The sequence below is a fragment of the Microvirga vignae genome, assembly GCF_001017175.1.
Classification (GTDB): domain Bacteria; phylum Pseudomonadota; class Alphaproteobacteria; order Rhizobiales; family Beijerinckiaceae; genus Microvirga; species Microvirga vignae.
The window spans coordinates 89,771-114,723 of the sequence record NZ_LCYG01000032.1 but is presented as its reverse complement, the minus strand read 5'-3'; the positions used below and the strand labels follow the sequence as shown (position 1 = coordinate 114,723).

The 24,953-nt window shown below is 60.4% G+C and carries 24 protein-coding genes and 1 pseudogene; 22 read left to right on the top strand and 3 right to left on the bottom strand.

What is annotated here, in order from left to right:
* Positions 1-907 precede the first annotated feature (907 nt).
* A complete protein-coding gene (locus AA309_RS13075) occupies positions 908-1,420 on the top strand; it encodes a hypothetical protein (protein ID WP_047189608.1) in 513 nt (170 codons plus the stop codon).
* A gap of 324 nt (positions 1,421-1,744) precedes the next feature.
* Positions 1,745-2,677 carry a DMT family transporter gene (locus tag AA309_RS13070; protein WP_047189444.1) on the top strand — a complete coding sequence of 311 codons (933 nt, stop codon included), beginning with the start codon at positions 1,745-1,747 and terminating at the stop codon, positions 2,675-2,677.
* Between the two features lie 569 nt (positions 2,678-3,246).
* On the opposite strand, the gene AA309_RS37675 is transcribed toward AA309_RS13070, so the two are convergent.
* A complete protein-coding gene (locus AA309_RS37675; protein ID WP_047189443.1) occupies positions 3,247-3,426 on the bottom strand; it encodes a DUF3572 family protein in 180 nt (59 codons plus the stop codon).
* A gap of 235 nt (positions 3,427-3,661) precedes the next feature.
* Here AA309_RS37675 and AA309_RS13060 point away from each other — a divergent pair, with 235 nt between their 5' ends.
* From AA309_RS13060 to AA309_RS37665, 20 genes and pseudogenes are all read left to right on the top strand, one after another.
* Positions 3,662-4,162 (top strand): TRAP transporter small permease, encoded by a 501-nt coding sequence (locus AA309_RS13060; RefSeq protein ID WP_052954686.1) that lies wholly within the window; start codon positions 3,662-3,664, stop codon positions 4,160-4,162.
* Between the two features lie 3 nt (positions 4,163-4,165).
* Positions 4,166-5,437 carry a TRAP transporter large permease gene (locus AA309_RS13055; protein ID WP_047189442.1) on the top strand — a complete coding sequence of 424 codons (1,272 nt, stop codon included), beginning with the start codon at positions 4,166-4,168 and terminating at the stop codon, positions 5,435-5,437.
* 71 nt (positions 5,438-5,508) lie between these two features.
* On the top strand, positions 5,509-6,492 hold the full coding sequence (locus tag AA309_RS13050; protein ID WP_047189441.1) for a TRAP transporter substrate-binding protein: 984 nt from the start codon (positions 5,509-5,511) through the stop codon (positions 6,490-6,492).
* Positions 6,493-6,500: 8 nt separating this feature from the next.
* Positions 6,501-7,286, top strand: a complete 786-nt coding sequence (locus tag AA309_RS13045; protein ID WP_052954684.1) for an IclR family transcriptional regulator — start codon at positions 6,501-6,503, stop codon at positions 7,284-7,286.
* A gap of 28 nt (positions 7,287-7,314) precedes the next feature.
* The gene (locus tag AA309_RS13040) at positions 7,315-8,487 is read left to right on the top strand and encodes an ABC transporter substrate-binding protein (RefSeq protein ID WP_047189439.1); all 1,173 of its coding nucleotides are present in this window, start codon (positions 7,315-7,317) and stop codon (positions 8,485-8,487) included.
* Between the two features lie 4 nt (positions 8,488-8,491).
* A complete protein-coding gene (locus AA309_RS13035) occupies positions 8,492-9,724 on the top strand; it encodes a CaiB/BaiF CoA transferase family protein (RefSeq protein ID WP_047189606.1) in 1,233 nt (410 codons plus the stop codon).
* A 293-nt stretch (positions 9,725-10,017) separates the two neighbouring features.
* Positions 10,018-11,748 carry a substrate-binding domain-containing protein gene (locus AA309_RS31980; protein ID WP_084731191.1) on the top strand — a complete coding sequence of 577 codons (1,731 nt, stop codon included), beginning with the start codon at positions 10,018-10,020 and terminating at the stop codon, positions 11,746-11,748.
* 45 nt (positions 11,749-11,793) lie between these two features.
* On the top strand, positions 11,794-13,014 hold the full coding sequence (locus AA309_RS13025; RefSeq protein WP_047189438.1) for an ABC transporter substrate-binding protein: 1,221 nt from the start codon (positions 11,794-11,796) through the stop codon (positions 13,012-13,014).
* Between the two features lie 90 nt (positions 13,015-13,104).
* Complete coding sequence (locus AA309_RS13020) at positions 13,105-13,989, top strand: carbohydrate ABC transporter permease (RefSeq protein WP_052954682.1); 885 nt, start codon at positions 13,105-13,107, stop codon at positions 13,987-13,989.
* Positions 13,986-14,819 (top strand): carbohydrate ABC transporter permease, encoded by an 834-nt coding sequence (locus AA309_RS13015; RefSeq protein ID WP_052954681.1) that lies wholly within the window; start codon positions 13,986-13,988, stop codon positions 14,817-14,819. Before AA309_RS13020 ends, AA309_RS13015 begins: the two co-directional genes overlap by 4 nt.
* A 2-nt stretch (positions 14,820-14,821) precedes the next feature.
* A complete protein-coding gene (locus tag AA309_RS13010) occupies positions 14,822-15,607 on the top strand; it encodes an enoyl-CoA hydratase/isomerase family protein (RefSeq protein ID WP_047189436.1) in 786 nt (261 codons plus the stop codon).
* A 2-nt stretch (positions 15,608-15,609) separates the two neighbouring features.
* Entirely contained in the window at positions 15,610-16,386 is a 777-nt protein-coding gene (locus AA309_RS13005; RefSeq protein ID WP_047189435.1) for an SDR family NAD(P)-dependent oxidoreductase, read from the top strand.
* A 2-nt stretch (positions 16,387-16,388) separates the two neighbouring features.
* Complete coding sequence (locus AA309_RS13000; protein ID WP_244470341.1) at positions 16,389-17,504, top strand: hypothetical protein; 1,116 nt, start codon at positions 16,389-16,391, stop codon at positions 17,502-17,504.
* Between the two features lies 1 nt (position 17,505).
* Positions 17,506-18,564, top strand: coding sequence for an ABC transporter ATP-binding protein (locus AA309_RS12995; protein ID WP_047189434.1), 1,059 nt, complete (start codon positions 17,506-17,508; stop codon positions 18,562-18,564).
* Positions 18,561-19,463, top strand: coding sequence for an SMP-30/gluconolactonase/LRE family protein (locus AA309_RS12990; RefSeq protein WP_244470340.1), 903 nt, complete (start codon positions 18,561-18,563; stop codon positions 19,461-19,463). The genes AA309_RS12995 and AA309_RS12990 overlap by 4 nt, the downstream gene beginning before the upstream one ends.
* Positions 19,460-20,620, top strand: coding sequence for an extracellular solute-binding protein (locus tag AA309_RS12985; RefSeq protein ID WP_047189433.1), 1,161 nt, complete (start codon positions 19,460-19,462; stop codon positions 20,618-20,620). The genes AA309_RS12990 and AA309_RS12985 overlap by 4 nt, the downstream gene beginning before the upstream one ends.
* Positions 20,617-21,831, top strand: coding sequence for a CaiB/BaiF CoA transferase family protein (locus AA309_RS12980; RefSeq protein ID WP_047189432.1), 1,215 nt, complete (start codon positions 20,617-20,619; stop codon positions 21,829-21,831). The genes AA309_RS12985 and AA309_RS12980 overlap by 4 nt, the downstream gene beginning before the upstream one ends.
* A 24-nt stretch (positions 21,832-21,855) precedes the next feature.
* A complete protein-coding gene (locus tag AA309_RS12975) occupies positions 21,856-22,503 on the top strand; it encodes an RraA family protein (RefSeq protein ID WP_047189601.1) in 648 nt (215 codons plus the stop codon).
* A 1,126-nt stretch (positions 22,504-23,629) separates the two neighbouring features.
* Positions 23,630-23,704 (top strand): annotated as a pseudogene (locus AA309_RS37670) (WGR domain-containing protein); the annotation flags it as partial.
* Complete coding sequence (locus tag AA309_RS37665) at positions 23,695-23,838, top strand: DUF4113 domain-containing protein (protein ID WP_425286880.1); 144 nt, start codon at positions 23,695-23,697, stop codon at positions 23,836-23,838. The pseudogene AA309_RS37670 and the gene AA309_RS37665, both read left to right, overlap by 10 nt.
* A 197-nt stretch (positions 23,839-24,035) precedes the next feature.
* Here AA309_RS37665 and AA309_RS12965 read toward each other — a convergent pair whose 3' ends face one another.
* On the bottom strand, positions 24,036-24,371 hold the full coding sequence (locus AA309_RS12965; protein WP_047189431.1) for a DUF7696 family protein: 336 nt from the start codon (positions 24,369-24,371) through the stop codon (positions 24,036-24,038).
* A gap of 178 nt (positions 24,372-24,549) precedes the next feature.
* Positions 24,550-24,735, bottom strand: coding sequence for a hypothetical protein (locus AA309_RS12960; protein WP_047189430.1), 186 nt, complete (start codon positions 24,733-24,735; stop codon positions 24,550-24,552).
* Positions 24,736-24,953 lie beyond the last annotated feature (218 nt).

The window sequence follows — 24,953 nt, the reverse complement described above, 5'->3', positions numbered from 1 at the left end:
GGTCTCCGATACACGGAACCTCGGATCAGCTCTCATCCGGGCCCGATTTGGCGGGTCAGAAGGGAATCGTCCTGTCTCTCGGGGGTGGGACACAATGCGCAAAAAGCTTTGTCGTCTCCGCAGATAAGCAGGAGTCCCACTTTCGAGTAAGTGACTGATTTTTCTTGTTTATCGCACTCCGCCCCTAGGCACCACTCCAATTCATTGAAATCTAAGAAGATTTCCGCAGGCGCCCTAATCGGGGAGTTTCGTGTTTTTGGAACTGGGGACGCACTGGGGACGCAAACTCGAGCGGTAGCTTGCCAGCCGTGGAAGAGGTTTGCTTCACTCCTGTCATGCGCCGGCTTGTCAGATCTTTTCGCGAATCCCTTGCTCGTTTCCTTGGCGCCGGACAGGCGGTGACAACCTCACGGCGGTTGAGTACGAGGCTGTCTGCCTTATAGCCTACGAGGGCAGGGACGCTTATGCCCGTGCCCGCCAGCAGGCCTTCTATTGCCGCGCCAGAGGGAGCGAGCAGGGCTTCCGGTTCTGGTCGGACGTGGCCGCCGAAGTTGACCGGAGAGCCGGGGCGTGCGCGGGGAGGGCCAAGGAGCGTCCCAGGTAACTGCCTCACACAGCGAAGACAGAGGAGAACCCTTACGAGTTGCTGCCGCCTCTTGTCGGCAGATCCCTTCATTTGAAACGCGAAGAATTGAACCAAGGGATGTCAGGCCTGCGGTGGGCGGGATCGATAAGGCCGACGTCGAGTGTTCACCAGGTGCCGCCGCTCGCTCATCCGGCTCGGATCGCCGCTTGCAGGCTCCGCGGCTTTTCTGTCGTCGACGCCCGCTGCGGGCCCCTCCCGATTGACAGTCGCGCAAGTGGAGGATCACCATTCGGGAGTGGGCGCGCCACAGTGATGGCCGCCATGGACAGTTTCGACCACATTCTGAACTGGAAGCTGAAACACGGCTCGCACGTATTCCCCGGCCGGGACGGCGGAACCTGCCTCAACGAAGCGGCCGTGGTCGCGGCCGGCTTCCCCTACCGGCCGGTGCGCACCGTCGGTGACATGCCGGGCTGCTTCTCGCGCCCGATCTGCCATTTGGCGATGCACTTGAACGACGAAGCCAGTGACGAGGAGCGGCAATTGCTGCTGCCCTTCGTGACCCGCTTGGCCTGTGCCGACACGGCAGAGGTCGAACGCAGGCGGCAGGCGTATATCGACTCGCTGATGCCATACCGTCTCTCGTTCCGGGAGCATCTTGAGATCCTTGAGGGCGCGCTGGCGATCGGGCGGCAGGCTGACCCGTTCCCGTCGGAAGAAGTGATGACCCGGTTAGGGGCAGTCCAACAGGCGGCGACCATGGCCACCTCGGTTGCGGACTATGCCGTGTTCTCGCAGACCAAGACTTGGTTTGGTCCTTTTCATCAGGATTAGGATCTGGCGTGGCCAGCACGCAAGCGGAGGCCGCGGGAAATCCGGGGCCTTTTTCATAGATCTGGTGGATCCGGTTCTGTTGGTCGACGGGCCTTGCCGGTCGGCGCTACCGTCTGGTCTTCAGCAGCGTAATCCGGATGCCAAGCCCGCCATTGAACTATGCCGTGGAAGCATAACAATCATTGACAGATCGTTAATCGATGTGCAGGACGCATAGAATGCCTGCGGTCTTTGCGCTTCTCATGGCAGCCAAACTCTGGCTGATAGAGCAGGCAATTGTGAGACGAGTCCGCCCCGTCGAGCGGACGGATTGCTGAGAACCCCATGGCCAGTACTGCTGTCGTCGCGCCGGCTTTGCCCGAGTTGGCGCCCTCTCGCTTAGCCCTTCCCGCGCAAATCCCGCTGCGCGGCATCGGGCTGATCCTGGCCTCGACCGTCCTCTTCTCGTGCGGGGATATTGCCGGAAAGGCGCTGACGCGTTCGTTGCCGGCCATCGAGGTGGCGTGGCTGCGCTACGCCGTCTTCTGCCTCATCCTGCTGCCGCTGGTCTGGCGCAGTTCCGGCCGGGCAGGGCTGCACTCGCACCGGCCCGGCCTGCAGGTGCTGCGCGGCCTCGGCATGGTCGGCTCGGCCCTGTTCTTCTACATGGCGCTGCCGGTGCTGCCGGTGGCCGACGCGACCGCCATCTTCTTCATCTCCCCCGTCCTGATCACGGCCCTCGCGGTTCTGTTCCTGAAGGAAGAAGTCGGCTGGCGGCGCTGGACGGCGGCTCTCGTTGGCCTTGCGGGTGTCCTGGTGATCATCCGTCCCGGCACCGGGGCATTCCAGATGGCCTCGCTGCTACCGCTGCTGGGCGCTGCCTGCTGGGCAGGCGCAGCGATCGTCACAAAGCTGATCAGCGGGTCCGACCGGCCGACGACCACCCTCGCTTACTCGGCGCTGGTCGGGCTGGGCCTGCTCAGTGCCGTCGTGCCGTTCGTGTGGGTCACGCCGTCATGGTCTGAACTCGGGCTGGCGCTGGTGATGGGTACGTTCTCCACGGCTGGCCACGGGCTGGTCGTGCTGGCCTACCGCCATGCCAGTGCATCCCTGATGGCGCCGTTCTCCTATGCGCAGCTGATCTGGGCCGGAGCGCTCGGGTTTGCGGTCTTCGGTGCGCTGCCTGACGCCTGGACCATCACAGGGGCCGGCATCATTGCGGCCAGCGGCCTCTACACCGCCTACCGCGAGCGGGTTCGGGCTGTGGGCCGGCGGTAGCGCTCATCGGCTGAGCAATCATACCCTTTGGTGCATATCACTGAGGGATGCCTTGATCCGGGCCAAGCTCTCGCCGGCGATCTTCTCCCCCTGACGAGGTGCGCGCGAAATCGCAACATAGCGGGCTGCAGCCGGCAGAGGGCGCGATAGTCGCCTGTGGCCTCCAGTATTCGGGCGGCCAACTCATCATCGTGAGCTTTGAATGGTTCGCTTCGGTGCTTGGCCTTGAAGACGATCTCGTCCGCCGGCCTCTGGATCGGTGCATCGTAGTCCGAGAAAAGATCAGCCTGACCTCGCATCCCTCACCGTCCGCCCGTTAATGTGACAGGCTCACGCGTGAGCCCGGTAGGGGAGACTAGCGGGTGCGGGTCATCGGATTAATACGCGTAAGATATCTGATGCGGAGCTAACCCCTGGGCTGAGCAACCGCTACGGGAATATAGGTTTTGCGTATCCGGGCTGATCGCACCGCAGCTTCTCAGCCCAACGCTGGTCTCGCCAGATGTTCGAGGGATGGCGCGCAAGACGCACATCCTCCAGGCGAAGGGTGCAGAACTGAGTAGACTGGGTCAGCAGCGTCTTATCAGCCAGGAGTGATCCAGCACGGGCGTATAGAAGCTCGGATCGCCAGCAGCTTTCCGAATGGTGTCGACCGTAAGTCCCGTCAGATCGAATAAACTGGTCAATATGATCTTATTCGCAGCGATTAGGATGGCTTCAGGTTCGTGGAAGAGCAAAAATTTGATCATCTATACATTGCTCACGCAGGTGCCGGATACTTGACTATTACGTTGTTGATGCAACAGCGCCTCTAGACCTTCAGAAATTCCCTTGGACCTGCTCCATCATGCCCTCTCGGGTCGAGATGATACTTAGCCATACTCTATCATACCAAAGGATATATTGAGTTGCTTGACCCGGATGGCCTGTAGGCGTTATCCACATATGAAATAGAAGTTTACATATAAAAACTGGGAGGCCCTAATGAAGGAACGACTTGGCCGTTCTGGCGGCCTGCTTCTCCTTGTTCATGCCTATGAAGCGCTGCTGGTGCTGTTGCTCGGCATCATCGCGGCCCTAATCGCTACAGCGGTGTTCTTCCGCTATGTCCTTGGTGAGCCGATCCTCTACTCCTACGAACTCTCCTCGCTCCTGTTCGTCTGGCTCGTGTTTCTGTCCTTGCCCGCCGGAGCCGCGAGAGCCGCTCATCTCGGGGCCGATATTCTGACCCCGTATCTGGGTGAAAAGCTCCTGCTGGTGCTGCAGGCCGTAGCTCATGTGCTGTCGATCGCGGTTCTCGGCTACATTGCCTGGTATGCGTATGTCCTTGCAGGGCGAACCAGAGTGGAGATGCCAACGATCGGCATCTCGATGGCTTGGATGTATGCCGCAGTTCCTGTGGGCTGCGGCCTTTATATTGGGTGGATCCTCTGGGATCTTGCGCACATGGCGACTGCCCCTCGCCGCCAACTGGCTGAGGTTTGATCGATGGGAGCTACAGGACTTTTAACCGTCTTCACTGGCCTCATGATCACGGGCATGCCCATTGCCCTAGTAATCCTGGGCGCAACGATTCTGTTCGTCCTCTCCGAACCGGGTCTTATGCCGCTCAGTGTCGTGCAGGCGCTCGTCAACGCAACGCAACCGTTTCCCCTGATCACCATCCCTTTGTTCCTGCTGGCTGGCGAACTGATGAACGTCAGTGGCATTTCCCGTCGGCTCATGGATTTTGCCACTGCGCTTACGGGTCACCTGCCGGGTGGCCTCGCTCAGGTCAATGTGGTCGTGAGCACCTTGAAGGGCGGGATGAGCGGCTCGGCGAATGCCGATGCGGCTATGGACGCGAAGATGCTCGTGCCGGAAATGACCCGACGGGGCTATGATGTCGCGTTCTCGTCCGCAGTCACTGCCACATCGGCCTTTACCGCTGCCATGCTCCCCCCGTCCATCAGCCTTCTGATGTTCGGATTCGTGACGGATACGTCCATCGGAGCGCTGTTCCTGGCAGGCATCATTCCATCCATTCTGCTCACGCTGGCCTTCATGATTGCAACACACATCACGGCCAAGCGTCGCGGTTATGGCGGCGATACGGCTTGGCCTGGATGGGGTGTGGTCAGCAGCATGTTCCTCGGATCTCTGCCGGCATTGCTGTTGCCGCTGCTCGTCACGTTCGGCATTCGACTGGGCGTCTTTACTCCGTCAGAGGCTGGCGCAGTCGCTGTCATCTACGCTCTAGTCTTCTGCGCCATCACGCGGGAAGCAAGTTGGGCGGAAATCTACGAGGCCTTGCGCACCACGGCGGCCACCACGGGAGCGATCCTGCTCGTCCTGTCAGCCACTGGTGCACTTGGGTTTGTGCTGACATTCGAGCGCATTCCGCAGGCCGTGGCGGAGAGCTTGATCTCGGTCACAGCCGAACCGCATCTGCTGCTGATGCTGATCTGCCTTCTAGTATTCATCGTCGGGATCTTCATCGAGGGCTTGCCGATGATCCTCATCCTGGCGCCGATGTTTCTGCCGGCGGTGACGGCGGTGGGGATCGACCCGGTGCACTACGGTGTGGTTTTCGTGCTGGTGTCTCTGCTCGGCGGCATCACGCCGCCAGTCGGCACCCTGATGGCAACCACGTGTGCGATCACCAAAGTGCCGATGGGACCCTTCTTTCGCGAGTGCCTGCCGTTCCTGCTCGCAATCGCCGCAACGGGACTGTTGATCATCTTCGTGCCGCAAACGGCAACCTGGCTCGCCTACATGTAACCTCTACCTTGCAACCTCAACAACGAGGCTCGGATGCACCGAGTCCACCTACCAACGGGAGACTAAACGCCATGAAGACTTTTCTGAAGACTATGACTGCCGCTGCGCTGGGAGCCCTTGCGGTGTCACCAGCCATCGCCCAGAACGCACAATTGCGGTTCGCGCACATGAACGGGCCTCAACACACCGTCAACCTGGGTGCTTTGAAATTCAAGGAGGCGGTGGAGAGCCGCACCAAGGGGCAGGTTCAGGTCGGCGTCTTTCCAAGCGGCCAGCTTGGAGAGAACACCGCCGTTGGCGAGCAGATCAGCCTCGGCGGAGCGCTGATCGGCCAGATCGGCGTGGGTGTGCTCGCCGACTACGTCCCGGACTATTCGGTAGTCGTTTATCCGTTCTTGTTCAAGGACTTCAATCAGGTCAAGACCTTCCTCTCAACGCCCCTGCCGCAGCAATGGGCGAAGGCGCTGGAGAAGCATAACATCAAGGTGCTTTGTCACATCAATTTTGGAACCCGGGATCTTTATACCCGCAACAAGATGGTGAAGAGCCCCTCCGATATGGCTGGGCTGAAGTTCCGGGTTCAGCCGGTAACCATCTACACCGAGATGGTAAAGTCGATGGGGGCAACGCCAACCCCCATGCCGTGGCCTGAGGTCTACAGCGCGCTCAGCCAGGGCGTGATCGATGCTGCGGAGGCGCCGCCCAATGCGGTCGTCGACCAGAAGCATTACGAGCACGCCAAGATGTACATCAAGACCAACCACATCACGGATATCTCGCCGATCGTCATGAGCCTTTCGGCGTTCAATGGCCTCTCCAAAGAGAACCAAGCTGTCGTCTTGGAGGAAAGCCAAAGAGCATGCGACTGGATCAGTGAAGAAACGTCGAAGGCTTACGACGACAATGTGAAGATCCTCAAGGATAAAGGTATGACGATCGTCGAAGATGTCGACCGCGCGGCATTCGCCAAGCGCGCCGAAGCAATCGAGAAGGCCTTCCCGAAGTGGACGCCGAATCTCGTGAGCCAAGTGCGCTCTGCGATTGCTGGCCAGTGAGAACGGCTGTGCTCCCGGCTGACAAAGAGCGGAACGGCGCACCGCGTTACGCCGTTCCCGCCCTCGAAAAAGGCCTCGACGTGCTCGAGCTTCTCGCCCGATCACCCGATAGCCTCAGCATGAGCGCCGTTGCGGCGGCGCTCGAACGCACTGTCAGCGAAATCTATCGTGTCATGCAGTGCCTCGAGAGCAGGGCCTATGTGGAACGTGACCCGGAGAGCGATCGCTATCGCCTGTCGATGAAGCTGTTCGGGCTTGCTCATTCCCGTCCGCCGACCAAGGCCCTGGTTTCAGCGGCAGCTCCAGTCATGGACCGCATTGCTGCAGCAACCATGCAGTCCTGTCATCTCGCCGTGGTCGACGACCTGCAAATTCTGGTCGTCGCTCAAGTCAACTCTCCATCGCCGATGCACTACGCCGTCCGGCTCGGGGCGCAATTTCCCGTTTGGGAGACGAGTTCCGGCCTCGTCTTGCTTGCCTACCAGCCGGATGCGGTGCGCCAGGATATGATCAACCGGATCATGGCAGTCCAATCTGACGTGAGCCGGCGCGAACTAGACGCAAGGTGCGCCGCCATTGTGCGCAACGGCAGCGAGGTGCGCGCCAGCGCCATCGTCAGTGGCGTGACCAACATTACTCATCCGATCTTCAACCACCAGGGCAAGGTTGTGGCCGTTCTGACCACACCTTTCCTGCCGCAGGTCCATCTCGATATCTCCGTTGAGGAAGCAACGATCGAGATCAAGAAAGCCGCGGCCGAAATCTCCAATACGCTGGGTTATCGCCCCAGTTGATCGACCGAGCATATAGATAGGGAACACAATGCCAAGCCCACGCATCATCCGCGGCATCACCTGGGATCATCCTCGCGGCTTCGACTGCCTTGCAGCGAACGTCCCAGCATTCCATACGGTGAATCCAGACATCCAGGTTGTTTGGGAGCGTCGCAGCCTGAAGCAGTTCGGAGAGCAGCCGATCGACGCCCTCGCGGAGCGCTACGACCTCATCGTGGTTGATCACCCGTTCGTCGGCCATGGTGCGGCTTCGGGATGCCTCGTCGACGTGACGGCCATCGTCGGCAAACAGACTATCGATGCCATGCTCTCCGATAGTGTGGGACGAAGCAGCGAATCCTACCACTGGAACGGTGCGGTTTATGGTCTGCCTACGGATGCCGCGTCTCAAGTCGCATCATACCGTCCGGATCTTCTGACCGCCCTGGACCGAGAGGTGCCCCAAAGCTTTGAGGATGTCTTGGCCCTCGCCGGCGCCGCTCGCAAGGCCGGCAAAACCATCGCAACCCCGGCTTGCCCCACCGATGCCATGTCTCTGATCCTGTCCTTCACCGCCAATTTGGGTCATCCGCTGGATCCTCAGCCAGGGCGGTTCTGGGACAAGCAGGCCCTTGCGGAAGCATTGGCCTATGTCGAGGAACTTGTTGGTGCCAGCCATCCATCGTCGGTCGACTGGAATCCGATCCAGACCTACGAGGTTATGTCCCGCAGTGACGACATCGTCTATGTCCCATTTGCCTTTGGCTACTCGAATTACGCTCGTGCCGGAGCAGTGAAACCCATCCTCTTCACGAATGTTGCCGGGCCTGGAACGGACCCGACGGCGGGAGCGCTTCTGGGGGGAGCAGGCTGCGCCGTAACCAAGTCCGCAACCGATCTGGAGGCTATCGGCCGGTATCTCCGCTTCGTTCATGATCCGGCGCATCAACGGGGGGCTTATTTCGAAGCCGGCGGCCAGCCTGGCAGCCGCGCAGCGTGGCTCGACGAGCACGTGAATGCGGCGTCTAACAACTTCTTCCGTTCGACGCTGGAAACACTGGACAAGTCTTACCTTCGTCCGCGGTTCGACGGCTTTGTGCCGTTCTTCGAAGAGGGGGGTGCCGTCATCAATGCCCGCCTGCGCGGCGCCATCAGTCGGGAAGCCGCCATAGAGCAGCTGCAGTACCTCTATGGACATGCAACGCTCACCGATGCGGCATAATCTGATGGGCGCTCTCAGTCACATCAAGGTGCTCGATTTCACCCATCTGCTGGCGGGCCCGCTGGCCACTCAGATGATGGGGGACATGGGAGCGGACATCATTAAGATCGAGCGGCCGGGCGAGGGCGATCTGTACCGGCGTCTGCCGCCGTTCCTCAACACCCGCATCAATGGCGAGAGTCCGCACTTCCTGGCTTGGAACCGCAACAAGCGTTCTCTGGCTGTCGACCTCAAGGCTCCAGAGGCACGATCAATTCTGCTGGACATGGCGAAGACAATTGACGTGGTCGTCGAGAACTTCCGGCCCGGTGTGATGGAAAGGCTTGGCCTTGGATACGATGACTTTGCAGGCGTCAACCCCGGAATTATCTTCTGCTCGAGTTCGGGCTATGGTGAGACTGGCCCTATCGCTGACCGCCCTGGGCAGGATCTCCTTCTGCAGGGAGTCAGCGGCTTTCTGAGCATGACGGGGACGAAGGGGGAGAGACCGACGCCGCTTGGGATTTCGCTCGCTGACCAACTCTGCTCGTATCATATCGTTTACGCTGTGCTGGCAGCCGTCATCCATCGGATGAACACCGGCCGTGGCCAGTATATCGAAGTTGACATGCTGCGCTCCTGTCTTGCTCATCAGGGACAGGAACTCCTCTACACCATGACCTTGGGTGCGGATTTCGAACGGCCCGCCTCGGGGATTGGTCATCCTGGCATGCCAGCGCCGTTTGGTGTGTACAAGACAGCGGATGGCTGGATCACGATTTCCATGAATCCCATTGTCCGGCTCGCCGATGTCCTCGGCTTACCGGAATTGGCTCACAGCGATGATAACACCTTATGGACGGATCGCGATCGCATCCACGCTTTGATTGAGGAACGCACCATTGCTGCACCCACGGCAGAGTGGATCAAGGCCCTGCTTGGTGCCGGATTGTGGGCGGGTGAGGTGAATTCCCTCGGAGATGTGGTGGAGCTTCCTCAAGCTCGGCATCTCAATGCCTTCTCATCTTATGAGCATCCTGTTGCCGGTACCGTGCACGTCGTCAATGTTCCGGTCACACTGTCGGAAACACCCGGCGAGATCACGCGCCCGGCGCCTCGCGTCGGAGAGCACAGCCGGGAAATTCTGCGTGGTTTTGGACATAGTGACGAGGTGATTCAGGCGTGGATCGAAGCCGGTGTGATTGGAGAGCTCGAAGAAACTGTTCCAGCACAGACAGCTTCATGCGCCCAAGCGTGACAATTTGATTGAACACCAGGAGAAATGTCGGCGCCCCGTGCTCTGCATGGCCGAGTGTGTTCAAGTGTCGTTTAGCCCATGGGTACGGACATCCGCAGATGCCATCACTCATCGACAGCTACGCCGCGGCTCCTCAGTCGAGTTTAAGACTGCCAGCGACTGAGTAGCTCATCCCAGGCGACACGGTTTTGATCGAAATGATCAATTTGGCCGATCGGACGCTTTCAACTTGATCAGCATCGGTCCGATTATAAGATCTGATGGAAGTCAGTTAGCCGTGGAACTCGATCGAGATGATCAAAGATGATCGACATGCTCGTATCGTATCGATGCTGGAAGAGTGCGAAGAGTTGTCCATTCATGACCTCGCGCGCCGCCTTGGTCGGGTCTCCAGCGTGACTGTGCGTCGTGATGTGTCAGAGTTGGCCGCCAAAGGCCTTCTCCAAAGGACGCATGGACGCGTCTGTCGCCCAGGTAGAGTAGAGAGTACTCAGTTTGAGGGCGGCCACTCGATCCATGATCAAGTGGGCGATGTCGACGCGATTGTGCTGCCTCCGATCGAGGGACGTGGCGCGGAGACATTGCGCGGCATGGCACGGCGGCGACAGATTCCATTCTTGGCGGAGTCATCACCGCAAGACGGCGGCGTGTACATTGGCCCTGACAACTTCACGGTCGGCCGGGAGCTTGGCAACCGGGCGGGTCGTGCACTGAGTGGAAAGATCGAGGCGGCGTGCGTTCTCCTGGTGTCCCTTGAGCGCCTTCCCAACACCCGCAGCCGTTGCGATGGCTTCATCAAGGGCTTCAGTGAAACCTTCAAGGGGTCTGTCCGCAGCTGGCGCGTGGATGGTCGTGGCAGCTTCCGGATCGCTTTGAGTGCTTGTCTTGACGCCTTTGCTGCCCATCCAGACATCAACGTGGCCTTTGGGGTCAATGACCACTCCATTCTCGCTGCACTTGAGGCGTCCGAAACTCGGGGGATCGACGACGTTCAAGGCTTTGTTGTCGGTGGCGAGGGCGGGTCACTGTTCGACGTCTTGCAGACTAATGGCAAGCTCCGTGCCTGCGCGGCCCTTTTCCCCGAAATTGTCGGCATCCTCGCCGTTGATGTGCTCGCGGCCGCGTTGCGCGGGCAGGCAATGCCCCGGGAGGTCCGGACTCCGCATGCGGTCCTCACGCCAGAGAACCTGAACGAGTATTACCGTCGGGAACCGAGCGGGTGGACACTCATGTCCGAAACCGAAAGGCGGCTTCTCCCAAGCTGGCATGTTATGCCGGAGGCTGGGCCGAAGCGGGTTATTGGGTTCGTGCCGCATTATCCAGCTCACGACTGGTACCGGAACATGATCCGGGCAATGCGCATGAGAACGGAGGCCCTTGGTTATGAACTCCGGATTGCTGCCCCTCAGGCCGGCATCGCGCGAGAACTCCAATCGCTTCGCCGCTTGATCGCGCGAGCTGCCGCGGCCCGCATCCAGCCTGGGGAAACGATCCTCCTGAATGCCGGTGAAATCAGTCTCATGCTCGCTGACGAACTGTCAGTCATCCATGATGTCACAGTCGTGACGAACGCACTGGATGTGATGGAGCGCCTGCAGGGCAGGGCAGACCTCAAGGTTATTCTGACCAGCGGCGAGTATCAGGCCAAGCAGCACTGTTTGGTGGGACCGAGCGTCGGCGCCCTGTTTGAGACATTGAGGGTCGACAAAGCCTTCCTCTCCGTCGATGGCATAACGGCCCGCTTCGGTCTCTCTTCCACTGATGAGCGGCTTGCGTTGGCTGCGCGGCGCTTCGTTGATGCATCGCGCGAGACGCTGGTTCTGGCCGATCATTCCGTCATGGGTATCGATGCCAACCACCGCATTGTGCCGACACGCGCAGTGGCAGAAGTCATAACAGACTCCGGCTCGTTGCCGGCAGATCGGCACGCACTCACGGCCACTGGCACGCGGGTGACCGTTGCAGACGAGGAGGAGAGTGGCAGGGACTTCTCGTCAACATGGCTGGCGGGAACTCCGCCCTAAGCCGTCATCTCTGCCGTCATAATACATCAGCAATGGGAGGAAAAGATGCGTTTTACCACACTGCTTGTCGCGACGGCGCTCGCAACAATGACGGGCCCGGCCCTCGCCCAAGAAAAAATCACACTGAAATTTTGGGATAATCAGCAGACCGAGTCAGGCCTGAGCCAGTATCAGCAAGAAGCCGTCAAACGCTTTGAAGCCGAAAATCCCAATATCAAGGTCGAAGTCACCACCATTCCCTATCCCGAGTACCAACAGCGCCTTCTGACGGCGGTGCAGGGCGGCAATGCGCCCGATGTCTCGACCCTCGACCAGATCTGGATCGCAGCATTTGCCGAGGCCGGCGCCATCATCCCGCTGGACGAGCAAGCGAAAACTGCCGGGATCAAGGCCGATGCCTTTTTCAAAGGAGCCTGGGACTCGGCGAACTACGGCGGCAAGCTCTGGGGCATTCCCTTCAATGTCGACGTCTGGTCCTTCTCGTTCGTGAATAACGCTCTCCTTAAAGAAGCCGGCGTCGACCCTGCATCCATGGTGTCTTTCAACGGACTCAGGGCTGCGGCTCAGAAGCTGACCGATCCGGCGAAGGGCCGTTATGGCGTCGGCCTCTTCGCACACAAGGGTGAAGATACCGTCGTCGTGCTCGACAGCTTTATCTTCTCAAACGGCGGCAAGGTCCTGGATGAGGCCGGCAAGTGCGCACTCACCAGCGATGCGGCGGTCGGCGCGCTTGCGTTCCTGCAGTCGCTTGTTCCGTATGCTCCAAAAGGCATCTTGAATGCGTCGTCGGGCGATATGCGCGAGCTGTTCCTGAACAAATCGCTTGCTGTGGAGTTCTGGCCTGCACTGGAGCAGCCGACCTTGCAGAAGTCCTCGCTCGATTGGGATTTCGTGGTCGGTCACGCCCCGGAGGGCAAGAAGCCGATCGGGACATTCGGGGGATGGAACCTCGCCGTCTATAATTCTTCGCCGCACAAGGAGGCAGCCTGGAAGTTCGTGCAGTTCCTGACGCGTGAGGACGTCAACGGAGCTGTCGTGGATCTGATTCCGGCCAATGTGAAGGCAGCGAAGGCGTTCGTCCAGGCCAACCGCAAAGGAGGAGACCGGATCATCGCGCACCTGGAGAATGCCGCGCCGCGGCCGCTCTCCCCACGGTACCTTGAGATTTCGGAAATCCAGGTGCAGTTGGCCCAGAACGTCTACTCGGGCATGGATCCCAAGAAGGCAGCTGCGACGGCCTGTGCCGCCATTGACGCCTTGAAGTGAGCCCGAGCGTCGAGGTGATTACCTCGTCGACCGCTCGAGAAAGGCGCCGTCCCGGGACGGCGCCGCCCATCCTACTGCAGGATGTCCCTGATGACCTATCGTGATCGCTGGCTAACGTGGCTCTTCGTAGCGCCAGCCCTGCTGCTCGTCTCGGTGCTGATGTACTATCCGATGCTCGGCACGGTCGTGGAGAGCTTCTATTCGACCTCCTTCATCAATCCGACGCCGAAGTTCGTCGGCCTGACGGCATATGAGAAGATCGTCGGGAGCGCCGAGTTCACACGAGTTGTCTGGAACTCCTTCATTTGGACCTTCTTTGTTGTGGTCTTGCAGAACGTGCTCGGCTTTGCCGCCGCTCTTCTGCTGAACCAGCATCTGCCCGGCCAAGGCTTGATGCGGGCTTTGGTATTGCTGCCTTGGGTGTTGCCCGGCGTTGTCGCAGCTGTCCTATGGCGCTTCATGTACGACCCGCAACTTGGTCTGATCAACTCGGTGCTGATGAGCCTCGGCTTGATCGACCACGGTATCGCTTGGCTGGCCGAGCCAACGATCGCGATGGGATCCGCCATCATCGCTGCGGTATGGAAGGGATTTCCTTTCTCCTGCGTGGTCTATCTCGCTGCTTTGCAGGCCATTGACCGCGAACAGATCGAAGCAGCGATCGTCGACGGTGCTGGTCCGGTCAGGCGGCTCCTCGATGTAATCCTCCCCGGTATGCGGGAGGTGATCGTCATCAACTTTCTCCTGACCACGATCCTGACCTTCAACTACTTCGATATGATCTGGGTGCTGACGCGCGGTGGCCCGCAGAACGCCACACACATCTTTCCGACCAAGATCTACGAGCTTGGATTCGGCCAGTTCCGTTTCGGCGAAGCCGCGGTGTACGGCGTGTTCTCGATTTTGGCGCTCGCGCTGATGATCACGCTTTATTTCGGGGTTCAGTCCAACGGATCGCGGAGGAAGTCGTCATGAAAGCCCGTCGCCGCCGCGCCCGCCGCGTCACCCTTATGCTGCTCAACCTGATCCTCGGCCTGATCATTCTCCTGCCGTTCTTCTGGATGGTGTCGGTTTCGTTAAAGCCGGCAGTGGAGCCTTTCGCTATTCCTGCCCGCCTCTGGCCGGAGAATCCGACCCTCGAAAACTATGTCACGGCCTTTCGGCCTGAGTTCCGCGTCTACTTCCTGAACTCTATAATTGTGTCTGTCTCCACGGTTGTGATCACAGTCACCCTCGCGCTCCTTGCCGCCTATGCCTTCACGCGGGCGCAGTTTCGGGTCCTGTCTGTGATCATGACGCTCGTGATCGTGGCCCAGATGTTTCCCGCGAGTGCGATCATCATCCCGATCTACAAGATGGTGAAATCCGCCAACCTCCTGAACACGTACGTCTCGCTTGTGCTGGCCTATGTGACGGTGACACTGCCCGTTGCCATCTGGATGCTGCGCGGCTTTATGGCAAGCCTCCCGCTCACTCTGGAAGAGGCGGCGGCGATCGATGGCGCAGGCCCTCTGCGCACATTCTTCGAAATCATCGTCCCGCTTTGCCGCCCTGGCATCGTCGCAACGGCGGTCTTCGTGCTGATCGTGACATGGCAGGAGTTCCTGTTCGCACTTTCGTTCACCTCCACGAAGGACATGCGAACGCTTCCGGTAGGGGTCAACGACTTCATCGGACAGTATGGGATCCGCTACGGCGAGCTGATGGCCAGCTCGGTTCTCATCTCGCTCCCGGTAATCCTGATCTTCTTCCTTCTTCAACGCCAGTTCGTCGCTGGGCTGACGGCTGGCGCAGTGAAAGGCTAACCATGACTGACGAGATCCTCCTTCGCACGACGCTCGAGCCCGGCATCGTCGGACTCACTTTCAATCGACCGGACAAACTGAATGCGCTCTCGACGCCTTTGGTCCGAACGCTGGAGGCGGAGCTCGATGCCATCGCCTCGGATGCTTCTGTGAGGGTCGTCATCCTGATGGGGGCGGGTGAGCGCGCCTTCGTCGCGGGTGCGGACATTGCGGAGTATCGCGGCAACCGGGCGGCCGCTTTCGCGGCCTATCAATTCGAGAGCCGACGGGTGTTCGATAAGCTCGAGGCTTTGCCGAAGCCGACGATCGCGGCAATCCGCGGCTACGCACTTGGCGGGGGCTTCGAAGTCGCACTCTGCTGCGACCTAATCATCTGCAGCCACTCGGCCCGGCTCGGCCTGCCGGAAGGTCTGCTTGGGCTGTCGCCAGGCGGAGGTGGCACACAGCGCCTGACCCGCGCCATCGGGCGCCCGATGGCATCCGACATTATGCTAGCCGCGCGTCGGATCACTGGAGAGCGTGCATACCAAGTCGGTCTGGCCGTGGAACTCACTTCCGACGACAGGCTGCTCGGGGCCGCGCTGGAGCGGGCTCGTGCGATGCTCAAGCTCGCCCCGGGTGCCCAAGCCGAGATGAAGCGCCTGATCCGGCAGGGCTTCGATGCCCCCCTGCCGGTCGCCCAATCCCTAGAGCAGGAGGTTCTGAATAGACTCTATTCGACGCACGACGGGCAGGAGGGCATCGAAGCCTTCCTCGACAAACGCCAACCCGAGTTCAGAGGAGAATAAGAATGCCTGATTACGAGCTGGAAGGCCGGGTCGCTGTGGTCACCGGCGGCGCCATGGGAATCGGCAAGGCCTGTGCCGAGGCTTTCGCCAAGGGAGGCGCGTCCGTGGTGGTGGCGGATGTGAACCGCGAGGTTGGCGCGGAGACTGTTGCCGCCATCACAGCTGCCGGCGGCACAGCTGTTTTCGTAGCAACTGACGTTTCGATCATGGCGAATATGGAGGCAATGGTGGCTGCCGCCGTGGCCGCGTTTGGTGGCATAGACATCCTCGTCAACAACGCCGCACGCGCCATTGGCGGCAGGGTTGACCAAATCGATGAGGAATCCTGGAACACAGTGATGTCCACCAATCTCACCAGTGCTTGGCGCGGGATGCGGGTCTGTGTACCGGAGATGATCAAGCGCGGTGGCGGAGCGGTGGTGAACATATCCTCGGTCCAGTCGCTCACAGGCTTCAAGGGGTGGGCTGCCTACGCAGCCGCCAAGGGCGGCATCAATGCGTTGACCCAGCAAACGGCGATCGACCTCGCCCCGCTTGGCATCAGGGTCAATGCGGTCGCACCTGGCACCATCATGACCCCGCTGAACCAGAGGATTTTCGAGACTGTCGACGATCCTCAGTCTTTGATTGATACGTGGAACAAGGCCCACCCTATAGGCCGTTTCGGCGAGGCGCATGAAGTCGCGGATGCCGTGGTCTTCCTGGCCAGCAACAAGGCCTCGTTCATCACGGGCGAAATTCTTCGGGTCGATGGCGGCCTCGTCATTCGCGGAGAGTGATCGTGAGTCCGGGGATCCAGTGCTCTCTTACCGCCCTCGGAATCTTGGTCGAGGTCGATCTTGCAGTTGGACATCTCACTCGATTTGAAGTCGAGCGCGATGGGCGCCGCGCCGCGCCGTTTCACCGTGCGCCGTGGGCGAATGATCCAGAGCCGATCGACGGCACGGAAGGAGAACCCTACCTCAGCCATCTTTCCGGCGACTTCTTCTGTGCGCCTTTTGCCGCGGCAGACGTCGAAGCCGCCCCAGCGCACGGCTGGACGGCCAGCGCCACATGGGCTCCCATTGCCGTCCGGACACTGGCAGAGGGTGGCATGTCAGCGACGTTCGTGCTCGAGCGCCGTGTCATGGGAGCACGGGTGCTGAAAGAGTTGCAGCTCCGGGATAATCATCCCTTTCTTTACCAGCGCCACGTCTTCGAAGGCGGTACGGGGGCATTGCCGGTGGCCCATCATACCATGGTGCGGCTGCCCAACGCAGGGCAGGTCTCGTTCTCTCCCAAGCGCTGGGCCGAGACGCCTGCGATGCCGCTGGAGAGCGATCCGACGCGAGGGCGCTCCATCCTGGCGTATCCGGCCCGCTCGAGCGACCTCGGGCGTTTCCCACGGGCTGATGGAGGCACGGCGGATCTCAGGGTCTACCCGATTGACGAGAGTCACGAGGACTTCGCCATGCTGCTGGAGGCCGCCGGCTCCGAGTTGGGCTGGTCCGCGGTGGTCCGCACTGCGGAGCGCGACATGGCTCTGGTGCTCAAAAACCCGGCGCAGCTTCCGGTTACGATGCTCTGGTACTCGAATGGCGGACGGACCTATGCGCCGTGGAGTGGCAGGCACCGTGGCGTGCTTGGGATCGAAGATGGTTGCTCCTGGTCGCTCAACGGACATGCAGCGTCGATTGCGACCAATCCGCTGACCGAAATTGGAGTGCCTACTTCGGTGAGCCTTGATCCCGCAGGCCGCATCGAGGTGAGACAGATTATCGGAGCGATCCCGACGCCGCCGGGCTGGGAGGCCGTCCACGACCTCACCATGCAGACTGATGCCCTGACCATCACTGATGCATCCGGTCATCAGATCTCGCTCCCCTTCGACAGCCGTTTTCTCAGGGAGGTATCCTGACGTGGCTACAGTCGCCCTCGACCATATCGTCAAGCGCTTTGGCGCACTCACGGTTGTCCATGATCTGTCACTGGAGATTGCTGACCGTGAGTTCCTTGTGCTGCTCGGACCTTCCGGTTGCGGCAAGACCACGACCATGCGGATGATTGCCGGTCTGGACGAACCCACCTCTGGCGAGATTCGGATTGGCGACGAACGGGTCAACGAAAGAGCTGCACGGGATCGCGATCTCGCAATGGTCTTTCAGAACTATGGCCTATACCCGCACATGACGGTGGCCGAGAACATCGGCTATCCGCTGAAGGTGCGTCGCGTGCCGCGGGCCGAGCGCGATGTTCGTGTGCGCACAGCGGCCGAGCGCGTCGAGTTGGCCGGGCTACTGCATCGACGACCTGCCGAACTCTCCGGAGGGCAACGGCAGCGCGTCGCACTCGCCCGCGCCATTGTCCGAACGCCGCGGTTGTTCCTGATGGATGAACCACTCTCAAACCTCGACGCCCAACTGCGCACGGTCATGCGTGCCCAGCTCAAGCACCTGCAACGGGACCTCGCGACGACCACTATTTACGTCACCCACGACCAGATCGAGGCGATGACGCTGGCCGACCGCATCGTGATCATGAAGGGCGGGCGCATCCAGCAGTCGGGCACACCGGCCGAAATCTACGCACGTCCCGCGAATACGTTCGTGGCGGCTTTCATCGGATCTCCTCCGATGAACCTGATGAGCGGCACTGGGTCCGAAGGCGTGTTTGTTCATCCGGCAGGACAAGTGGAGATCCCGAGCGTTCCACGAGGCCAAGTGACGCTTGGTGTGCGATCCGAGGACATCAGGATCGTCGGACCAGGGCAGGGGCATATGACTGGAGTTGTCTTCTCCTCTGAGCTTCTGGGCGACACCACGCTGATCGGTGTCACCGTGGGACCGGATCTCGTCAATGTCAAAGTCGGCCCCGAAGGCGGAATGAGAATCGGAGAGCCCGTCAGTCTCCTGTTCGATTCAAAATCCCTGCATGTGTTTGATGCCGAAGGGCAGCGTCTATCAGGAGGCCGGCCATGAGCATGATGCGCTTCGCAACCGCTGACACCCCAATCCTGCCGGTCCAGCGTGCGCGTGTTCTGTTCGATGGGGTATTTTCGGAACCACGGCTGCAACATCCTGAAGGCGTTGCCGTCGGCCCGGACGGCTGGATCTGGTGCGGCTCCGAAAACGGCCAGATTCTCAGAATTGCGCCCGATGGTTCCCAGATCGAGGAAGTGGCTTCAACGGCAGGCTTTGTGCTCGGCTTGGCGTTTGATGGTGACCGAGCGCTCTTCGCCTGTGATCTGAAACATTCCGCGGTGTTCCGGCTCGATCTCGCCACGCGGCAACTGCAGCGGTTTACGCCGCCTGGTATTCGGATCCCAAACTATCCCGTCGTTGATGCAAGCCGAGGTCGGCTCCTCGTCTCCGACAGTCATGCGTTCGGGACTCCAGGCCCTGGCGTCTGGGCCTTTGACCTCAGGACCGGGAACGGTGAATTATGGTATGCCGAAGCACTGGTCTTCGCCAACGGCATGGCCATGGAGCCAGAAGGCAATGCGGTGCTCGTGTGCGAGACCTTCGCGCAGCGGATCATGTCCATCCCGATCAATCCTAACGGCACGGCCGGCCGTGCAAACCCTTACTCTGTCGACCTGCCCGGACTGCCGGACGGCATCGCATTCGACAGCACCGGCGCTCTGTTCGTTGGCTGTTACGAGCCATCGCGGATTCTGCGGATCCCGCCCGGTGGTGGACGGGCGGATGTGTACATCGAAGACCCGACGGCCCATCTGTTCGCGCACCCGACCAACATCGCCTTCGATGGCTCGATCCTCTATGCAGCCAATCTGGGGCGATGGCATATCACCCGTATCGAGACTGACACCGTCGCCACCGCTCTTCACGCACAACGAGGGCTGGAGGCGAGATCATGAGGCACAATTCCTTTCTCGGCCTCACCTGGGATCATCCGAGGGGCTATCGCGCTCTCGAGGCGGCGGCCGCTCTGGACAAAGAACAAGTGATATCCTGGACGCGCCAGCCGTTGGAGGGATTTGAAAGCCATCCAATCGCCGATCTCGCGTCCCGCCATGATCTACTCGTCTTCGATCATCCGCATGTTGGTGAGGCCCTTGCGGAGAACTGTCTGCAACCGATCGATGATTGGTTCGGGAAGGAGGAGATCAAGGCGTGGGCGGATCGCACGATTGGTCGCGCGCTCGACAGTTATTGCTGGGAAAGACGCTGCTATGGTCTGCCGCTCGACGTTGCGACGCAGGTCATGGCGCGCAATCCGGACATTCTACCGGATACTGTTCCAGACACCTGGGACGATGTTCTGCGTCTGTCTGAGACCCATCCGGTCGTTCTCTCTCTCGCCGGACCGCATGCGATCTTAACGTTCTTCTCGCTGTGCCTCGCATTGGGTGAAGAACCGGGGAGCGAGCATCTGATCAGCGATGCGACCGGACGCGAAGCGCTCGATCGCATGCGCCGCCTTGCCGAGAACGCGCCTGCCGGCACCGAAAGCCTCAATCCCATCGGCCTGCTCGAGGCGCTGGCGAGCCGGTCTGGGATCGCCCTCGTGCCGCTCGTCTACGGCTATGTGAACTATGCAGTCGCACGGCCAGGACGCGGCAGGGTCGCGTTTTCGGAGGCACCGCGGGTTGCTGCCGGCGGTTGCCGCGGCAGCGTTCTCGGCGGCACAGGTATCGGCATCACCCGCAGAGCCGAGCCAACGGCCGATCTGCTCGAGCGCCTGCGTTGGCTCATTTCAGAGGATGCCCAGGTCCGCTTCATTCCCGACCACGACGGTCAGCCATCGGCTCGATCCGCGTGGTGCAGCGCAGCGGTCAATGATGCGCGGGGTGGATTTTATCAGGCCACAATCGAGACCACGGAGCACGCATGGGTGCGTCCACGGTTCGACGGCTACATCGCCTTCCAGAAGGCGGCCTCCGCCACGCTACGTGACGCGCTGATCGCAGGCCACCCGTCGCCAGAAATCCTCGCCCAGATCCGAACGCTCTGGCGCGCAGCGTTGAGCGCAGCGCGTCGCCCACTATTGTCGAACATTGGATTAACAACATGACTCCCAAAGCTCTCGCCGACGTCACGGTCCTTGATTTCAGCCACCTGCTGCAAGGTCCGTTCTGCACGCAACTCCTCGCCGACATGGGCGCCAACATCATCAAGGTTGAGCGGCCCGGCCAGGGGGACCTCTTCCGGACGATGACGTTCAACAACCGATGGGTCGGTGGCTCGGAAAGCCCGAACTTCCTCGCCTGGAACCGCAACAAGCGCTCGCTCGCCATTGACCTCAAGGCACCCGAGGCCAAGGAAATTCTGTACAAGATTGCCGAGAAGGCGGATGTCGTCGTTCAGAACTTCCGCCCTGGGGTCTTGGCCAAGCTCGGCTTCGGCTATGATGATTTCAGGAAAATCAATCCGCGGATTATCTACTGTTCGGGATCCGGCTATGGCGAGAGCGGTCCTTACCTGTCCCGGCCTGGGCAGGACATGCTAATCCAGGGCCTGACTGGCCTCGCGGCCGCGACTGGACGCGGCGATGGTCCGCCGGTCCCGGTCGGTTCGGGCTTTGCTGACCAAATCGGGGCCATGAACATGGTTTATGGCATCCTGACATCGCTGTACTGGCGCGAGCGCTCGGGCGTGGGCCAAGAAATCAAGGTCGATCTCATGTCGGGACTGCTGGCTCACCAGGGCCAGGAAATGCTGATGGCGATGAATTTCGGCGAGGATTTCAAGCGTCCGAACTCCGGCATCGGCCATCCCGGAATGGAAGCTCCGTTCGGCGTCTATCCGACTTCCGACGGTTGGGTAACAATCGCGATGAGCCCGTTCACCAAGCTCGTTGGCGTGCTCGGCGACGATACGCTCCTGACCTACAACGATCCGACGTTGCTGTTCGAAAAACGGGACGAGATCTGGGAGAAGCTTGCTGCCCTGACGCGCACATGGACGACGGCGGCACTGATGGAGGCCATGCTGGCGGTCGATATCTGGTGCGGCGAGGTGAAAACCCACACGCAGGTGGTTGACGATCCGCAGGTCAAACACATGGGAATGATCACGAGCTACGACCATCCTGTGGCGGGCACCGTCAAGGTCGTCGCTCCTGCTGTAAAGCTTTCAGCCACCCCTGCTGCAGTGGAGCGGCCGGCTCCCCTGGTTGGGCAGCATACAAGAGAGATTCTGCGAGAGGCGGGCTACAGCGAGGATGAAGTGGCTGGCTACTTGCAGCGCGGGACTGTGGCCGAGCAGAAAAGTGCGAACCCATAGATGATCAGTATTCAGGAGGAAGCGATGGTGTCCCTCGCGGATCGACTGCAGCAGTGCTATTCGGGTGCCGTCTACGATGTCATGCGGGACCTCGGCCTCGTGCCACGGGTGCTTCCACGCACCATTCTCGGCCTGACAAAGACCATGAAAGCGGCCGGTCCGGTCTTTACCGTGCGCGGCCGCCCGGACCCGGACGTGAGTGCGCACGAGTCCCTACTAGCCTGGACAGGGCTCTTGTCGAAGGCGCCAGCGGGGCATGTTGTCGTATGTCAACCGCAGGACGATGTTCGGGCTCTCATGGGCGAGCTTTCGGCCGAGACGCTGAAGCTACGTGGCGTGCGTGGCTATATTGTCGATGGAGGGTGCCGGGATACTGGCTTCATCGAGGCCGCGGGTTATCCGGTTTTCTGCCGCTATACGACGCCAATCGACATTGTGGCGGGTTGGGTTCCAGAGGCGTTCGACGAACCGATCACCATCGGCAATGTCGTGATCAGTCCGGGCGACTACATTCTGGCGGACCGTGATGGAATCGTGGTGATCCCCAAGGACGAGGCGGAGCGCGTCGTCGCCAGGACGGAGGAGGTGATGCGAACAGAATCTGCTCTGCGCCAAGCCATTCGCAACGGGCAGGATCCACAGGAGGCGTACCTTCAATACGGGAAATTCTGAGCGCATCAGAAAACAGCGCGCCCGATGGAAGATGACGCTCACCGTCTACTGCAACCAACTCAGGGGGGCCGGTGGTGGAGGTTGGCACAGAGGACGTCCTGAAGGTTCTAGTGCCCGCGGTTTGAGTCTTGTATCCACCACCTCGGCCAGAGTTGCCGTTGCAGCTTGGGGACAAAACCGGTAGACATGATGGCGCCGGACAGGTCATTGAGCTTTATAAAATCAATGACTTAGTGAAAGGAGTGGGCGGTCCGCCCTTGGGCACCATCTATCTCCTAAAAACGATGACGAATTTTTAGAGGCGCCCGAGGGCGCTTTTGTTTTGTTAGGCTTGGGGCGCGCTGGGGGGCACAAACGTAGCCGGTGCCTTGCCAAATGCAGGCGGACTTTGCTTCACTCTCTGTATGCGTAGTCTCCTTAACCGCCTCCGCGACTCTCTTAGGGGCCGAATCAGGCCTAAGACTCGCCGCGAGGGTCTTATAGCAGTCGAATATGAAGCTGTGTGCCTGATCACCTATGAGGGGCGCGCGGCGTATAGCCGAGCCCGTCAGCAGGCTTTCTATTGTCGCGCTAGAGGAAGCGAGCAGGGTGAGCGGTTCTGGGCAGACGTTGCAGTTGAAGTTGGTCGGAGAACCGGGGCGAGCACGGGCAGAGCTAAGGAGCGGCCACGGTGAGCGCACATTCGGTACATGAAATCGAAGCTGATCTTTGGGCGTGGTGTGGCAGAGGCTCGCAAGGGCAGGGCGGGCGAAGGACCGCCCTTCCCGCGACTTGCTGTCTCTACTGATCCCGCGACCACTTCTGAACCATTCCTTTTGACCGATAGTAACATTGATTGGTAGGCGCGGCGGTCGAGGTGGCGCGACGTGGGTTTTGCGCCCTTGCCGCCGGCCACCCCGCCGCCTTCGCTAGCATCTCCGCCTCGACGGCCAGGAGCGCACAACGAGAGGCTGGCGCTCGGACTGATCAGCTTCGCGCGGAGGCAGCGTGCCCCCTGGAGTAACTTCCCACATGAGATCGGGATCCTACCCAAGAGGTGGCAGTCTTGGCTGTGACCCGGAATTGACCGGGAGCAGGGCTTCCGGCGCTTCGACAGTCTCATAATTGAGCGCGACCTGTCGGGACCGTGCGCCTGGTGCGCACCTGGGGGCGGATCGGCACCGACGGCCAGGAGAAGGTTGAGGTCTTCGACTGCGAGGAGGAGGCCGGGGAGGCGCTGGAAGCCGGCGCCCGTGCAAAGCGGCGGCAGGCATTCGGAAGCTATGGGAGACGAAGTTTGAAAAGCGCTCACCTCGGTACGCGACGCGGGTGAGCGATCTTCCCCAAGTGGCCTAAAAGAAGGTCTAAAAGAAAAGCGCCGCAAGGGCACTTTTAAGTGCACGGCCGTAGGGGCAAATCTCGACCGTGCAGTGATATTACGGCATGAGCAACAGGCTTGCATAGGTTCTTTTACCTGCTACTTCAGAGGTAGAGGCCGGTCACTTGTCGTACCTCGCAGGAATAAAAGTACTATTCAACCAACTGTAGGGGCATTACAGTGGAAGGGCCGCTGACCAGAGCCAATTGAGTTCAGGCGCGGCCCTTCTTTTCAGCAGACGGCGCGCGCTACCTGCCGCTCCGTGCCGCCTGCAGCCCTGCATCGTCGCCTTGATCTCCTCGGCAGCCATCAACCCTCGGATGCCGAACACGCCACGGTCAACGGTCTTTCCGTTCTCGTCCTTGCGGCCGTTGAAGAACCCATCCCTCCGTACTTTGGACATCTTCAGGATGGCGCGGGCTTCGGTCTCGATCCGCCATTCCTCGAACCAAGTGTTCACGGGCTGGCCGGTGAGTTCGGAGATGGCAGTGGTGTCGCGGGAGTAGGTCATGCCGAGGGGTGTGGCATGGACAGGTGAAGAGAGCCTTATCGCAGCCTGTTAGCAGCGGGTTAGGCCCCACGGCTTTCAAGATACGTTCGCGCCGCCTTGATGGTGTTCTCGCACTGGGGTGTTGTGCGGAACACATCCTCGGGCGCTGCCCTGCCAGTCCAGACGTCGAGAACGGTTGTCACCCCCAAACAGGCTCCGCCATGGCTTGCTCAGCCAGCCTTGGCAGCGCATCCTCGGCACAGGCCCTCATCTCCGCGATGATCGCCTGAGGCGCCCGGACTTGGGCGAGCCGTTTGGCCATCTCGTCGTGAAGCGGGTCGACAATCAGGAGGTTGATGAAGAAAGCAAAAATGTCCTGGACCATGTCCACCTCCGGTGCCGGCAGTCAGATCGGTGAGGATCCGACATCACGTAAGCGCCAGCAGGCTCACGTCAGAGGGGCCCGGATCTGGGTCTTCCTTGAGGTAAGCATGGGCGCTCAGGGTTCAAGGGCCATGGCGGAAGGCAGCCGGCCAAGCGCTGGAGATGCTGACGCAAGCCAGGCGGCGGGGGTATCGGAAGTTATAGCAATAAATGTGGTAA

Excerpts from the sequence above, each read along its gene's own strand:
- AA309_RS13075 (WP_047189608.1), top strand. The coding sequence starts at position 908 with ATGGACAGTTTCGACCACATTCTGAACTGGAAGCTGAAACACGGCTCG.
- AA309_RS13070 (WP_047189444.1), top strand. The coding sequence starts at position 1,745 with ATGGCCAGTACTGCTGTCGTCGCGCCGGCTTTGCCCGAGTTGGCGCCC.
- AA309_RS37675 (WP_047189443.1), bottom strand. The coding sequence starts at position 3,426 with ATGATCAAATTTTTGCTCTTCCACGAACCTGAAGCCATCCTAATCGCT.
- AA309_RS13060 (WP_052954686.1), top strand. The coding sequence starts at position 3,662 with ATGAAGGAACGACTTGGCCGTTCTGGCGGCCTGCTTCTCCTTGTTCAT.
- AA309_RS13055 (WP_047189442.1), top strand. The coding sequence starts at position 4,166 with ATGGGAGCTACAGGACTTTTAACCGTCTTCACTGGCCTCATGATCACG.
- AA309_RS13050 (WP_047189441.1), top strand. The coding sequence starts at position 5,509 with ATGAAGACTTTTCTGAAGACTATGACTGCCGCTGCGCTGGGAGCCCTT.
- AA309_RS13040 (WP_047189439.1), top strand. The coding sequence starts at position 7,315 with ATGCCAAGCCCACGCATCATCCGCGGCATCACCTGGGATCATCCTCGC.
- AA309_RS13035 (WP_047189606.1), top strand. The coding sequence starts at position 8,492 with ATGGGCGCTCTCAGTCACATCAAGGTGCTCGATTTCACCCATCTGCTG.
- AA309_RS31980 (WP_084731191.1), top strand. The coding sequence starts at position 10,018 with ATGATCAAAGATGATCGACATGCTCGTATCGTATCGATGCTGGAAGAG.
- AA309_RS13025 (WP_047189438.1), top strand. The coding sequence starts at position 11,794 with ATGCGTTTTACCACACTGCTTGTCGCGACGGCGCTCGCAACAATGACG.
- AA309_RS13020 (WP_052954682.1), top strand. The coding sequence starts at position 13,105 with ATGACCTATCGTGATCGCTGGCTAACGTGGCTCTTCGTAGCGCCAGCC.
- AA309_RS13015 (WP_052954681.1), top strand. The coding sequence starts at position 13,986 with ATGAAAGCCCGTCGCCGCCGCGCCCGCCGCGTCACCCTTATGCTGCTC.
- AA309_RS13010 (WP_047189436.1), top strand. The coding sequence starts at position 14,822 with ATGACTGACGAGATCCTCCTTCGCACGACGCTCGAGCCCGGCATCGTC.
- AA309_RS13005 (WP_047189435.1), top strand. The coding sequence starts at position 15,610 with ATGCCTGATTACGAGCTGGAAGGCCGGGTCGCTGTGGTCACCGGCGGC.
- AA309_RS12990 (WP_244470340.1), top strand. The coding sequence starts at position 18,561 with ATGAGCATGATGCGCTTCGCAACCGCTGACACCCCAATCCTGCCGGTC.
- AA309_RS12985 (WP_047189433.1), top strand. The coding sequence starts at position 19,460 with ATGAGGCACAATTCCTTTCTCGGCCTCACCTGGGATCATCCGAGGGGC.
- AA309_RS12980 (WP_047189432.1), top strand. The coding sequence starts at position 20,617 with ATGACTCCCAAAGCTCTCGCCGACGTCACGGTCCTTGATTTCAGCCAC.
- AA309_RS12975 (WP_047189601.1), top strand. The coding sequence starts at position 21,856 with ATGGTGTCCCTCGCGGATCGACTGCAGCAGTGCTATTCGGGTGCCGTC.
- AA309_RS12965 (WP_047189431.1), bottom strand. The coding sequence starts at position 24,371 with ATGACCTACTCCCGCGACACCACTGCCATCTCCGAACTCACCGGCCAG.
- AA309_RS12960 (WP_047189430.1), bottom strand. The coding sequence starts at position 24,735 with ATGGTCCAGGACATTTTTGCTTTCTTCATCAACCTCCTGATTGTCGAC.